This is a genomic window from Polaribacter atrinae (genome assembly GCF_038023995.1).
In the GTDB taxonomy this organism is placed as follows: Bacteria; Bacteroidota; Bacteroidia; order Flavobacteriales; family Flavobacteriaceae; genus Polaribacter; species Polaribacter atrinae.
In genome coordinates this window covers 260511-272944 of the sequence record NZ_CP150660.1, presented here as the reverse complement: position 1 = coordinate 272944, position 12434 = coordinate 260511, and the positions used below count along the sequence as shown (strand labels likewise).

General features: G+C 29.0%; 17 protein-coding genes. 6 read left to right on the top strand and 11 right to left on the bottom strand.

Going from position 1 to position 12434, the window contains the following annotated elements; all coding sequences use genetic code 11:
* Nucleotides 1-1338 (bottom strand): aspartyl protease family protein, encoded by a 1338-nt coding sequence (locus tag WG945_RS01230; protein WP_197482080.1) that lies wholly within the window; start codon nucleotides 1336-1338, stop codon nucleotides 1-3.
* 149 nt (nucleotides 1339-1487) lie between these two features.
* Here WG945_RS01230 and WG945_RS01225 point away from each other — a divergent pair, with 149 nt between their 5' ends.
* The 5 genes from WG945_RS01225 (at nucleotide 1488) to murB (ending at nucleotide 5520) form a co-directional block, all read left to right on the top strand.
* The gene (locus WG945_RS01225) at nucleotides 1488-2678 is read left to right on the top strand and encodes a pyridoxal phosphate-dependent aminotransferase (protein WP_068449763.1); all 1191 of its coding nucleotides are present in this window, start codon (nucleotides 1488-1490) and stop codon (nucleotides 2676-2678) included.
* Between the two features lie 134 nt (nucleotides 2679-2812).
* Entirely contained in the window at nucleotides 2813-3331 is a 519-nt protein-coding gene (locus tag WG945_RS01220) for a GNAT family N-acetyltransferase (protein WP_068449762.1), read from the top strand.
* A gap of 89 nt (nucleotides 3332-3420) precedes the next feature.
* Nucleotides 3421-3849 (top strand): hypothetical protein, encoded by a 429-nt coding sequence (locus WG945_RS01215; RefSeq protein WP_157603613.1) that lies wholly within the window; start codon nucleotides 3421-3423, stop codon nucleotides 3847-3849.
* Nucleotides 3850-4023: 174 nt separating this feature from the next.
* Nucleotides 4024-4431, top strand: coding sequence for a hypothetical protein (locus WG945_RS01210; protein ID WP_068449760.1), 408 nt, complete (start codon nucleotides 4024-4026; stop codon nucleotides 4429-4431).
* Nucleotides 4432-4509: 78 nt separating this feature from the next.
* Nucleotides 4510-5520, top strand: a complete 1011-nt coding sequence (gene murB / locus WG945_RS01205) for a UDP-N-acetylmuramate dehydrogenase (protein WP_068449759.1) — start codon at nucleotides 4510-4512, stop codon at nucleotides 5518-5520.
* A 117-nt stretch (nucleotides 5521-5637) separates the two neighbouring features.
* Here the strand turns inward: murB and WG945_RS01200 are convergent, their stop codons facing one another.
* The 10 genes from WG945_RS01200 to WG945_RS01155 form a co-directional block, all read right to left on the bottom strand.
* Complete coding sequence (locus tag WG945_RS01200; protein ID WP_231874646.1) at nucleotides 5638-6522, bottom strand: CotH kinase family protein; 885 nt, start codon at nucleotides 6520-6522, stop codon at nucleotides 5638-5640.
* A 50-nt stretch (nucleotides 6523-6572) separates the two neighbouring features.
* Nucleotides 6573-6872, bottom strand: a complete 300-nt coding sequence (locus WG945_RS01195; RefSeq protein WP_231874640.1) for a hypothetical protein — start codon at nucleotides 6870-6872, stop codon at nucleotides 6573-6575.
* Nucleotides 6873-7092: 220 nt separating this feature from the next.
* On the bottom strand, nucleotides 7093-7386 hold the full coding sequence (locus tag WG945_RS01190; RefSeq protein WP_068449758.1) for an EF-hand domain-containing protein: 294 nt from the start codon (nucleotides 7384-7386) through the stop codon (nucleotides 7093-7095).
* A 136-nt stretch (nucleotides 7387-7522) separates the two neighbouring features.
* Nucleotides 7523-8179, bottom strand: a complete 657-nt coding sequence (locus WG945_RS01185; protein WP_157603611.1) for an SCO family protein — start codon at nucleotides 8177-8179, stop codon at nucleotides 7523-7525.
* Nucleotides 8172-8774 carry a toxin-antitoxin system YwqK family antitoxin gene (locus WG945_RS01180; protein ID WP_082864229.1) on the bottom strand — a complete coding sequence of 201 codons (603 nt, stop codon included), beginning with the start codon at nucleotides 8772-8774 and terminating at the stop codon, nucleotides 8172-8174. Before WG945_RS01180 ends, WG945_RS01185 begins: the two co-directional genes overlap by 8 nt.
* Nucleotides 8775-8779: 5 nt before the next feature.
* Entirely contained in the window at nucleotides 8780-9553 is a 774-nt protein-coding gene (locus tag WG945_RS01175; RefSeq protein WP_068449757.1) for a YHYH protein, read from the bottom strand.
* Between the two features lie 73 nt (nucleotides 9554-9626).
* Nucleotides 9627-10133, bottom strand: coding sequence for a Spy/CpxP family protein refolding chaperone (locus WG945_RS01170; protein ID WP_157603609.1), 507 nt, complete (start codon nucleotides 10131-10133; stop codon nucleotides 9627-9629).
* Nucleotides 10134-10138: 5 nt separating this feature from the next.
* Nucleotides 10139-10462 carry a hypothetical protein gene (locus tag WG945_RS01165; RefSeq protein ID WP_068449755.1) on the bottom strand — a complete coding sequence of 108 codons (324 nt, stop codon included), beginning with the start codon at nucleotides 10460-10462 and terminating at the stop codon, nucleotides 10139-10141.
* A 124-nt stretch (nucleotides 10463-10586) separates the two neighbouring features.
* The gene (locus tag WG945_RS01160) at nucleotides 10587-11144 is read right to left on the bottom strand and encodes an RNA polymerase sigma factor (protein WP_068449754.1); all 558 of its coding nucleotides are present in this window, start codon (nucleotides 11142-11144) and stop codon (nucleotides 10587-10589) included.
* Nucleotides 11145-11249: 105 nt separating this feature from the next.
* Entirely contained in the window at nucleotides 11250-12080 is an 831-nt protein-coding gene (locus tag WG945_RS01155; protein WP_068449753.1) for a mechanosensitive ion channel family protein, read from the bottom strand.
* 137 nt (nucleotides 12081-12217) lie between these two features.
* On the opposite strand from WG945_RS01155, the gene WG945_RS01150 reads away from it, so the two are divergent.
* The gene (locus tag WG945_RS01150) at nucleotides 12218-12421 is read left to right on the top strand and encodes a membrane or secreted protein (RefSeq protein ID WP_068449752.1); all 204 of its coding nucleotides are present in this window, start codon (nucleotides 12218-12220) and stop codon (nucleotides 12419-12421) included.
* Nucleotides 12422-12434 lie beyond the last annotated feature (13 nt).

The following is a 12434-nucleotide window of genomic DNA, read 5'->3' as shown; positions in this document are numbered from 1 at the left end:
CTATATTTTTTTTTCTAATCGAAATTCGAATTCCATTTTTACGCCATTGCGTTTAATTGTAATTCGAATTTTCTTTTTAACCCTTTCTTGAAATTTATAGATAATATCATCCAGCTTTAAGTCGTGTGCTTGTCTTCCATTTATTTTAAGAATTACATCACCTTTTAATAAACCTGCTTTTTCAGCAGCTGAGTTTTTAACCACACGACGAATCATAAATGACGGTTTAAAATTAAAGGAATATTTGGTTACAAAAGAAACCGAATTATTAGCAGGCATTTCATAATCATTAACATTCTTATGTTTTTCTGCTATTTCTTCTTTTACCAATTGTTTTCCGTTATACACTATATCTAAACCACTCATGTTATAATTAAACCCCGAATTAAGAGAACCATTCTTTTTTAGAGTGATTATTTTATTCGGGTAATCAATCCAAACTTTAAACCGACTTAATACACCGCCACCAACACTACCATTTCTTTCCTTAAATTTTCTTGCATTGTGTGTAGAGACAGAATCTAAAAAAGAAACTGTAGGATTTTCAATTACAAAACGCCCCATTTTAAATTTAGGAACTCTACTTCTATTTCCATAAATAGGCCCACTTAATCCTTCTCCCAAAAGGTCGTTAAAAAAACGTTTTGGTGTTTTAATCGCTCTTTTAGAGTTTTCGAAAAGCCACATAGCATCACTACCACCTGAATCTACTAATAATCTTACGTTTACAAATTTACTTCCCACAGTATCTATACGAACTTTAGCATCTATGTATGGTTTCTTTCTATGAAATTGAAACGGAATTGTTTCACATTTTTTACACTTCTTGTAGGTATAAGTTTTAGGATTATAAAAATAAATTCTTTGTGTTTTATAGTTAACTTTTATAATTGTATTTTTTAATAAACGATACCCAATTATTCCATGAATAGTTGTTCCCATTTTACTCGATAAATCAAAAAAATCTTTTAGAATAACATAAACAGTTTCATTATTACTTACTAAATCCTTTATTTTAAAAGTGTTATTTGTAGAAATAATAGCATCTACAGCATCCCCATTACCTAAACCACGTAACTTAACTTTTGTGGTATTTAACAAACTAACACTATCCTTTTCTGATAAATTAAATAAAATAGTTTTATTAACTCCAGTATCTAAAATAAACGACAATTCTTTACCATTAATTTCTAAAGGAATTACAATCAAATTATTAATCAACCTAAATTTAATTTGTTGGCTATGCTTATTTTTTTCATTAAATCTAAAAGCCGTTTGAGAATTAGCTGTCAATGAAAATAAAAATGAAGCTATTATAAGAGCATATATTTTTATCAAGTTGCTTGTTTTTAGAACCTGTAGAAGATACAACTTAAGATTTTAACCTATTTACACTGTCAAGTATCAGCGTTAAAGTTTCTTTAATATACTCTTTAAAGTAAAAAATATTTCGGAAATTCGCATACACAAATATTTAAACCATAATTATGCCTGCAATATCTAAGAAAGGATTAAAAATGCCAGAATCACCAATTAGAAAATTGGTACCATATGCCGAAGATGCTAAAAAAAGAGGTGTTAAAGTATTCCATTTAAATATAGGTCAACCAGATATAAAAACACCACAAGTTGCTTTAGATGCTGTAAAAAACAATACAATTACAACATTAGCGTATGCACGTTCTGAAGGTTCTGAAGAATATAGAAACAAACTTGTTTCTTATTATAAAAAACACAATGTTAATGTAACTGCAGACAATATTGTAATTACAACTGGTGGTTCTGAAGCCTTGCTTTTTACTATTGGTAGTATTACAGATCCGGGAGATGAAATTATAATCCCAGAACCATTTTACGCAAATTACAACGGATTTTCTACCGCTTCTGGAGTTACAGTTGTTCCTGTAATTTCTAAAATTGAAAATAATTTTGCATTGCCAAAAATTGAAGATTTTGAGAAATTAATCACAAAAAAAACCAAAGCAATATTAATTTGTAACCCCGGTAACCCTACCGGATATTTATACTCAAAAGAAGAGATTGAGAAATTAAAGAAAATTGTTTTAAAACATGATTTATTTTTAATTGCTGATGAAGTGTATAGAGAATTTACCTACGATGGTTTACAACATACTTCTGTAATGGCCTTAGATGGTTTAGAGCAAAATTCTATTATTATAGATTCTGTTTCTAAACGTTATAGTATGTGTGGAGCAAGAATTGGTTGTATTGTTTCTAAAAACGAAGATTTTATAAAAACAGCTATTAAATTTGCCCAAGCACGTTTAAGTCCACCAACATACGCATTAATTGCCAGTGAAGCTGCTTTAGATACTCCTCAACAATATTTTGATGATGTAAAAGAAGAATATGTAGACAGAAGAAATACTTTAATTGCAGAGTTGAATAAAATTGAAGGAGTAAAAGTTGCCAACCCAAAAGGTGCTTTTTACTGTGTTGCTGAGTTGCCTATTAAAGATTCTGATAACTTTGCAAAATGGTTATTAGAAGATTTTAATTTGAATAACGAAACCGTTATGGTAGCACCTGCAAGCGGATTTTATTCTACGGAAGGTGAAGGTAAAAACCAAATTAGAATGGCTTATGTTTTAAACAAAAGTGATTTAATTAGATCTGTAGAAATTTTAGGAGAAGCTTTAAAAGTGTATAAAAACTAGTTATAACAATAGTTACCTAGCTATAATATCATAAAAAAGCACTCATGGATTTTCTATCTGTGAGTGCTTTTTGTTTATTAGTTAATAAAGCTAAATAAGCAAATTGAACATAAAAACTAAGAAATTTTAAATGAATGATTAAAATAGTAAAAGTAGGTATTGAGCATGCAGAATTAATTGCAGAAATTGGAAAAAAAGCATTTTTAGAATCTCATGGACATAGTGCTTCAGTAGAAGACATGAATAGTTTTATTTCTAAGACTTACAATAAAGAAAGTATATCTAAAGAGTTTGAGAATACTAAGGTTCAATATCATCTTATTTACTCTAATGATATCGTTGCTGGGTATTCTAAAATAGAATTGAGCTGTGCTAACCAAGATATTAATGAGTTAAACGTTACAAAATTAGACCGTTTATACCTTCTAAAAGAGTTCTACGGACAAAAACTTGGTGCTAAACTATTAGAATTTAATATTCAATTGTCAAAAAAAAATAATCAGAAAGGTATTTGGTTAGCAGTCTGGACAGAAAACCAAACTGCTATAAATTTTTATACCAAAATCGGATATAAAATTGTAGGAGAATATAGCTTCAAACTATCAGAAACAAAATCAAACCCTAATCATATAATGTTTCTTAAATATGAGTAATAGTAATCTAAAGTGAGTAAATTCATTCTTAGAAACACGTTATAACAACGCTAACTAAAACATAAAAATCAATTAGAAAAAATGTAACTATGAATTCAAAAAAACGCAAAGGAATATTGATTTTTATCGGAATGTTATTATTCCTTTTCTATAGTCCTATTGCTTATTTTAAAGCTCATACAAATATTGAAACTCAGAATAGTATCAATGAGAAAAACATAAATGGTTCAACTACAAAAATTGATACTCATAGTAAAGGAATTTTTTGGAGTGTAAAAGAAACTACATTAAAAAATGATTCAAGGTTTAAAGTTAATTTATCTTCCGTTTTAAATTTAGGGATTTACACTAAAATCAAGAAAAAAATTTCTCTTGAAAGAATGGTCAATAATGAACTCATAAAGACGGTTGTCATTATTGAAAGTGAAATTTGGGGATTGGGAAGATTAAGTCTTAAAAAAAATAATTTAAACAATTCTATAAAAACAAGAATCGACCAAATATATTCTGAAAATTGAATTCTTAGCATTTCATAAAAGAGCTTTGATAAACTTTATATGAATAGTACTAATTCTATATACTAGTAATTTCTGAAAGTGATGTTGAATTTATTTCCTAACTTTTAAAGACTCCAAACTAGCTTCAATAAACTAACTTTAGCACTATAAAAACCTGATCCTTTGAAAGTAAAAATGGCTGAAATACAAATTGATAATATTACACGAAATACATTTGTACAGCGTTGGAATAAGTATACATCTGAATCGAATACTATTGAGTTTTTAAATGAAATTGTTTTAAAAGTTCCATTTACAATTCAACGTCATAAAGAAAATATTCTAATTAACTCTAAGCTAATACTAACAGAAAATAATGATGGAATTACAATAAAACTATTTAGTAATTGTATTAAATTTGTTTTCATTTCTTTACTAGTAGGAATCGTTCCATCGCTCTTATTTTTGTTATTATATTCAAGTATAAAATTATTTCTTCTTTACACAATTATTATTTCATTGATTGTTTTCAGAATGTTTTATAAGAACACAAAAAAAATAAGTGAAAAGTATTTGGCAAAAATTAAAGAAGATTACATTTAATTTTTGGCACATAAAACAGTATTCGAAAATTATATGAGGGAACTATCAAGACCTCAACTCAAAATTTTGAAAAAACAAATGAATATTCAAGAAAACATATCACTAAAAAATTACAATACGTTTGGTCTTTCTGTTAATGCAAAACGTTTTATTTCTGTTGATTCTGTATATCAATTACAACAACTTTTAAAAGTTGAAAAAGACCTCTTTTTAATTTCTGGTGGAAGTAATATGTTGCTTACAAAAGATATTGAAAAACTAGTGGTTCATATAGATATTAAAGGAATTTCTATTGATAATGAAAATGAAAACGCTGCATACATTACAGTAAATGCTGGTGAAAATTGGCATGAATTTGTTTTGTGGTGTGTTTCTGAAAACTATGGTGGTATAGAAAATTTATCATTAATTCCGGGTAACGTAGGCACCTGCCCTATTCAGAATATTGGTGCGTATGGCGTAGAGGTAAAAGATACCATTACAAAAGTAGAAGCATTAGAAATTGAAACAGGTAAACTAGTTCAGTTTTCTAACGAAGTTTGTAATTTTGGTTATAGAAACTCCATTTTTAAAAATGAAGAAAAAGGGAAATATATTATTACTTCTGTCAGTTTTAAGTTGACAAAAAACAATCATAACCTAAACTCTTCATACGGAGCTATAGAAACAGAATTAACATCTAAAAATATACACAAACCGACTTTAAAAGATATTTCTGATGCTGTAATTGCTATTCGAAAATCGAAGCTTCCAGATCCGAAGCAAATAGGAAACAGCGGTAGTTTCTTTAAGAATCCTATAATTACTACCACTCAGTTTTTAGAGCTACAAAAAGACTTTCCAACCATACCAAGTTATAAAATTTCTGATACTGAAGTTAAAGTTCCTGCAGGTTGGTTAATAGAACAAGCAGGTTTTAAAGGAAAACGTTTTGGCAATTATGGCGTTCATGAAAAACAAGCCTTGGTTTTAGTTAACTATGGTAATGCCACTGGGAAAGAGATTTATCAGCTTGCTAAAAAAATAAAAGAAACCATCTTTAGTAAATTTGGTATTTCTTTAGAAATTGAGGTAAATATTATTGCATAAAAAACCTCATCAAATTAATGATGAGGTTAGAATTAGAAATATAATACTCCCCCGAATACTATATTTCTAATTTTAATGTTTTAATATCTACAATTAATTGTTTTACAGAGTTCTTACTTAAACCATTGTAGCATGTGATTTTAACTGGCTAACTGCCGATTGAAAATCTGAACTACTATTTAAAAAAGTATACCCACTAACTTCTGATGTTGCATATTCTTCTACCAAAGCAGCATAACTTGTATATAAAGCCTGAATTGTACTTTCATTAAACGCACCATTTATAACCTCTTCTACATACGCATCATACTTTTCTTTATAAACCTCATCTTGATACATATATCCGATTAAAGGCCATTGAGACGCTGTTAAGCCAGAGAAATTTAAAGGTAAAGAACCTCCCATTTTACCAGTTTGTAAAGCTTCATTATGATCCCAAGGAATCCATGTTAATTTACTCGTAGCCGGATCATTGTATAAGAAATAGTTATGTGTCATTCTACCATACGTATCCCAATTTTGAACCACTGTGTTTACTGCCAAATATTTTAAAAAGATGTCTGTATCAAAAACAGCATCTAAATTGGTTCTCCAAGCTTCAGGATCTGTAGTTCTTGTACCGTCGTTTATAATTGATAAAAGGCTTTGTACACCAGAAAAATCTGCCTCATCTTCATTGTTCTTCTTTACATATTCATCTTCATCAAAAGAACCACTTGCAAAACTTGCTGCATCACCATCTGGCTTGTAAAGGTTACCGTCATCATCTGCAAATTGAGTTTCTAAAACACTACCATCTACCTCTTCTACTAAAGTATACAATCCAAAATACTGTGGTCCATCTCCATGATCTACATATAAAGTATAAAAAGCGGTATGAGAAGCAACTAAGCCTACATTTCTAAATACATCTGTAGCTACTTTTTCTCTTAACATAGAGCTATCATCATAATTATTTTTAAGACTTAATTTCTTAATTCCGTAAAAACGTTGATTTTTTATTTGTGGATAATCATCTTCAAACTCATCAAAATCTAATTTGAATGATAATTTTAAAATACCTGCTTCCCAACTACTTTTAAGCTTGAATTTCCTTTAAAACGCAAACCAACTCTATACCATTCTTTTCCTTCATAAAACACTTCTCCTGGCACAAAAATTGGATCTTCATCGATATCTACTGAAACAACACCACCGCCTTGGCCTCCCGGTCCACCTTCAGAACTTCCACCGAATGTGCCGTAAAGGTTTTCCATATCATCTAACATGGTTTGCCAACGAGCCTCTGTAATAACAAAGTCTAACCTTTTTACTGTGTTATCTTCAAAAACTTCACTAATATTTGCATCCACATTTTTACTATGTGTAGCATCTGTCCAATCTGTAGCTTCAAAATCTGTATCATCTATTACTACAGCAACTTCTTCGCTATCATCTGTATCATCTGTTACAACATCAGAAACGTCATCACTTGTACACGAAAAAATAAAAAGTGTAATAAATAATGAGAATAATTGTGTTTTATAATTTTACATAATTAATTGTTTGATTGATTAATGCATTGTTTTTTTATTAATTTCTTGGTCTATCTCTTCTCTCTGGTTTCGGAGCATTTTTCAATTCTTTTTCTGAAATAAAACCATCTTCATCGATATCTATTTTTTTAAAATCTTCTGCCAAAGGTCCTTTTACTTCTTTTTGAGAAATTTTACCGTCTTCATTGGCATCAAATTCTTTTAGAAGTTGTTTAAATGTTGGAGGTCCTTTTGGTTTTTCATCAGAATTACCTTGTTGTGCAAAAGTTGCTGTAGAAATTAATAAAACTAACGAGAAAGTACCAATTACTTTATTTACTGAATTTTTCATTTTGAATCTATTTATTAAGTTTATATATATCTTTAGATGTTACTCTTTTAAAAAACTTGTGCACGTTAACTTTACTTTAACAAAAAAGCCTTGTTAACGAATTAACAAGGCTTTTTATTTGGTACTTATAGGTGAACTAATTTTCTCTTCTAAGAATTTCTATGTGTCTTTTTAAACGCTGAACCTCTAACGATAAAGTTCCATTATAGACACCTCTAATTCTCCCTTTTTTATCTATTAATACAAAATTCTCTGTATGAATAAATTCACTTTCATCTTTTGTCTTTTTAAAATCTTCATCTGCAAAATAAGAAGTTCTTGCAATGTTGTATATCTCTTCTCTATCGCCAGTTACTAAATGCCATTTATTATGAATAGCCTTTTTTTCTGTTGCATATTCCTTGATTTTCTCTACAGAATCTACCCAAGGCATAACTGAGTGTGATAGTAACATTATATCATTGTCTTCTTTATATAGTTCTTGAATTGCACCCATATTTTTAGCTAAAATGGTACAAATACTAGGACACGTTGTAAAAAAGAAATCTGCTATATAAATTTTCCCTTCAAAATCTTTATTGGTGATTTTTTCTCCATTCTGATTTGTAAATTCAAACGGAGCAATTGTATGAATCTCTTTATATTTTAAGTCTGAAGGAGAAATCCATTCTGGCGTAAAATCTTCTGAATTATAAAAGGGTAGTGTTTTAGATTTATCTATATCTGCTTCTTTTTTACAAGAAATACAGATAATGATAAGTAGAAATATCGATTTAATTTTCATGTTATTCATTCTCTATTTTAAGTACACTTACACAGTTTTTTAAACCAATTAAACCATGTCTATCACCATTCACTGTATAAAAATTTGCTCTTATTTTACCATTAGCATTCCACATTTTTTGGCTTCCTGTTTCTTTACCATCCACAAAATTAAAATGTTTTGCTAATTGCCCATTATAATGCCAATCCTTTACACTTCCTTCATAAACTCCTTTATCGCTTATATGATATTCAAACATAACTTTCCCTGTATCAAACCAACCTCTATGAATTCCTGTTTTTATTCCGTGGGTATAAGTACGTTGAAACCATTTGTTTCCGTTTGCATAAAACCCTAAAAAAGATCCGTGTTTTTTGCCTTGAAAATATGTTGAGGTAGATTTTATTTTTTCATCAGGATAAAATTCTTTTACAATTCCGGAATAAGGGATATTGTCAAAAAATAGAATTCCGTTTTTAAGTGTAAAATTTGCATCTGTTTTGTTTTTTTCTATAGAAGGAATAATAATTTTATCCAAAGAATCAATACTTTCTTCCTCTTGTATTTTTTTATCACAAGAAGCAAAAAAGAAACATATTACTACAAAGGTTAGTAAACTTCTCAAAAAAATTAGTTTCTTATATTACCTGGAGTCCCATAAAAACCATTTCCATTAATGTATGGCGCTTCTGTAGTTATGTGATAATGATAAATTCCATCAGGAAAATCTACCGTAGCAGTTGTATGACCATGAAAATCATCTAGATCTGCATTTGTAATTGTGCTTCCATTTTCTGTTGGTCCATACACCGGAAATCCATCTGCTAATAATCCTAAAAATGAATCAGAACCGTATTTTGCAGTTAAATACGTTGGTTCTATATGATAATGATACTGGTTAGTTCCTGTTGGATGCCCTAAATATTGATCAAAAGAATTGATTTCATCTGTTAATACTTGCTCATTAGGACCTGCATATTGATTATAAAACACAATACCATTTCTAGTAATACCAATTGGACCTAAAGATGTTGCTTGATTTATTGTAGCAGCAGAAGGATTTAAAGGAATTGTAATGGTTACATTTTGCTCTGCTATAACATTTGGGTTCTTGTTCCAATCAGTGTTTGTACCATTATATGCTTCGTATAAATCATTTGAAGTTTCAAAATAAGGACTTGTATGATTTGGTACATCTGTAGTTGTAAATGTTACTGTATTACCATTTAATGCGTATGTAATTGCATCTATATTATCAAACATTGTTAAAACAGGTGTAATATCATAGTCTGTTGTTACTTCTACTTCCGCTTCTTCTTCTACATCGGTAGATGAAGTACATGCAAAAATAGCAAGAAATGTAAAAATTGATAATACTACGGCACTTTGATTCTTAAATATCATTATTATTTATGTTTATATTTAAAAAAATTACGAGTAGCTACAAATAAAAAAAGTTTAATACGTTGTAAAAAAATTATCTTGGAGGAGGCATTCTTTCATCTCCATGAGGAGGCATTCTTCCTTCATTTGGTGGCATTCTTCTATCATTTGGAGGCATTCTTTCTCCACCTCTAATAGCTTCTTTAATTATCTTATCAAATTTTTGCACTTGCTCTGCAGTACAGAGCTTTCTTACTTGCTTAAAAAAAGAAAAAACTTCTATGTCTTTTTTAGCTTGTAAAGCTCCAATTTTAGCAGTTAAAGAGTCTATCTTAAAATCTTCTTTATTAAAACCTTCAAATAAGAAATCTTTTTGATTTTTAATTTCATTTTCTAAAGATCTCATAACTTCTCTATGAGCTGCATCTAATGTTCTAAATGATGCTTTTTGAGTTTTGCTAAAACTTAATTGTTCCATTAAAAAATTTCTCGTCGGATTATTTCTTTGATTTTCATGTGGTTTTTTTACCAACATAAAAATAAGCACTCCATTTAATAGTAGTAACAAGATTAGAAGAATAGGAAGTAATTTTGATTTCATAACTTTTAATTTAAAATAGAACTGCTATCTGATTGTAATGAGTATTCTTGCGCAAACGTTTTAATATCTGAGGTTGAACCTGAACTTTGTGTCGAATTGTTAAAAGCATAAAAAATAGTACTGATATTCAATAACAAAACAATACTTAAAGTTGCTAATTGTAATTGTGGTGTAAACCAAGAAAAAACAACCTGTTTCTCGTCCTTTTCAGCTTGTATTTTCTGTAAAACTTTATGTTTAAAAAAGTGATTTACTTCAACTTTTTTAATGTTATCTAATGATTTAAAAGTATCATCTACTTGCTGGTTTATATCTTTTTTACTTTTCATTTTTTGTCTTCTTAAAACAATGTTATTTATTTAGATGCAATAAATTATAAAAACTTGCGTAGCTTTCTATTTTTTCTATATATTTTTTTTTAGATCAACTTACTAATTAAATTAAAAAGCTTTATCAGCTTTCATTTTTATAAAAATTTTCTAATTTACCTTGCAATCCTTTCTTTGCTCTAAACATTAAAGACTCTACAGAAGACAAACTTTTACCTGTAATTTCTACAATTTCTTGATAGCTTTTATCATCTATCTTAGCCAACGTAAAAACTACTCTTTGAGCTTCTGGTAAGGTATTTATGGCTTTAAAGATAATGGTAGATTTTTCTTGATTTTCTAGTAAAACACCTGGATGATTTACTTCTGTAAAATAACTCGTCTTATCTAAAGGGATTTCATTTCCTAAAATAGTTTGCATAAACGCAAATCTTTTTTTCGTGTTCTTTTTTCTGATAAATTCTAGACACTTATTAGTGGCTATTTTATAAATCCAAGTAGACAATTTAGAATCTCCTTTAAATTTATGTATCGACTTAAACACTTCTAAAAAAACTTCTTGCGCAACATCTTCTGCATCTTCTTTATTAGGTATAAAGGAAATACAGGTACCAAAAACTTTCTGCTGATATTGATCTAAAAGTTGACTAAATGCAGCTTGTTTTCCGGCTTTTAATTCTATTAAAAAAGATTCTTAGCTCAAAGGGGATTACTAATTAAAAAAGTAAACATACAAAAAAAGACCGCTTCTTAAAACAGTCTTTTCTATATATTATGTATTTATAATTTATTTTGTCATGGTAACAACGCGCTGTGGTAAAGGTGCTTCGTAGTTTGCATTACCAAGAGCTTCTACAATTTCTTGTCTTGTATCCCAATAAACATCCCAATAGTTTTCACAATTTACATAAGGCAACGCTAGCAGTTCTACACTATTAACACCTAAATTATTTACAGCTACTCTTGGTGCACTTGCTCCTTCTTGTAATACATTTTTATCCTTTTTAAGGACATCTAAAACAATTTGTTTTGCTTTTGCAATATCCGAACCATATCTAATAGCAAAAGGCATATCGATACGTAAATTTCCTATTTTAGTTAAATTGGTTATTTTATTAGAAGTAATTGCCGAATTTGGAATGATCTCTGTTTCATTCTGAAACGTTTCTATAACAGTAACAAAAACAGAAATCTCTTTTACAAAACCAAAAGCACCATTTGTTTTAATTAAATCGCCAACCTTAAAAGGTTTAAAAATAAGCAACATTACACCAGAGGCAATATGCCCTAAAGAGCCATTAAAAGCTGCTCCAATTGCTAAACCAACACCAGCTAATAAAGCTGCAAAAGAAGCCATAGGTAATCCTACAATTCCTGCTATAGAAATAATTAATAAAAGTTTTAATAAAAACCCAATAGTTGTTAATAGAAACGGTTGTAAAGTTTCATCTAATTTTGTTTGTTCAAACCCTTTAGAGATTCCTTTCATAATCATCCTGATAATCCAAAGTCCAATAATTAAAGCAGCAAGAGCTCCTATTAATTGAAGACCCCAGTTACCTAAACCTGAAGAAATTGAATGGTAAAAATTTTTTAAAGCTTCTGTTGTCGTTTCCATATTATTTTTTTTGTTAAAATTTAGTATTCAAAAAATAGGACACTTATATCTTTATAAAGTCACTCTACAAAAAGATTTGTAGTAGATTTAAAAAAAAGAAAATAAGAATTTGTATCTTTGTAGATCAAATTTTTATTATGAAATTATTATTTCTTACTTTAGGTTTATTAGCACTTGCAGTAGCAGGAATTGCTATAAAAATATGGGCAAAAAAAGATGGTAAATTTGCAGGAACTTGTGCTAGCCAAAACCCTATGTTAAACAAAACAGGGGAATCTTGTGGTTTTTGTGGAAAGACTCCAGATCAATTTGATTCTTGCGAAGATACGCAACACAACTAATTCTCTTTTTTAA

Excerpts from the sequence above, each read along its gene's own strand:
- WG945_RS01225 (WP_068449763.1), top strand. The coding sequence starts at position 1,488 with ATGCCTGCAATATCTAAGAAAGGATTAAAAATGCCAGAATCACCAATT.
- WG945_RS01220 (WP_068449762.1), top strand. The coding sequence starts at position 2,813 with ATGATTAAAATAGTAAAAGTAGGTATTGAGCATGCAGAATTAATTGCA.
- WG945_RS01215 (WP_157603613.1), top strand. The coding sequence starts at position 3,421 with ATGAATTCAAAAAAACGCAAAGGAATATTGATTTTTATCGGAATGTTA.
- WG945_RS01210 (WP_068449760.1), top strand. The coding sequence starts at position 4,024 with ATGGCTGAAATACAAATTGATAATATTACACGAAATACATTTGTACAG.
- murB (WP_068449759.1), top strand. The coding sequence starts at position 4,510 with ATGAATATTCAAGAAAACATATCACTAAAAAATTACAATACGTTTGGT.
- WG945_RS01190 (WP_068449758.1), bottom strand. The coding sequence starts at position 7,386 with ATGAAAAATTCAGTAAATAAAGTAATTGGTACTTTCTCGTTAGTTTTA.
- WG945_RS01185 (WP_157603611.1), bottom strand. The coding sequence starts at position 8,179 with ATGAATAACATGAAAATTAAATCGATATTTCTACTTATCATTATCTGT.
- WG945_RS01175 (WP_068449757.1), bottom strand. The coding sequence starts at position 9,553 with ATGATATTTAAGAATCAAAGTGCCGTAGTATTATCAATTTTTACATTT.
- WG945_RS01170 (WP_157603609.1), bottom strand. The coding sequence starts at position 10,133 with ATGAAATCAAAATTACTTCCTATTCTTCTAATCTTGTTACTACTATTA.
- WG945_RS01165 (WP_068449755.1), bottom strand. The coding sequence starts at position 10,462 with ATGAAAAGTAAAAAAGATATAAACCAGCAAGTAGATGATACTTTTAAA.
- WG945_RS01155 (WP_068449753.1), bottom strand. The coding sequence starts at position 12,080 with ATGGAAACGACAACAGAAGCTTTAAAAAATTTTTACCATTCAATTTCT.
- WG945_RS01150 (WP_068449752.1), top strand. The coding sequence starts at position 12,218 with ATGAAATTATTATTTCTTACTTTAGGTTTATTAGCACTTGCAGTAGCA.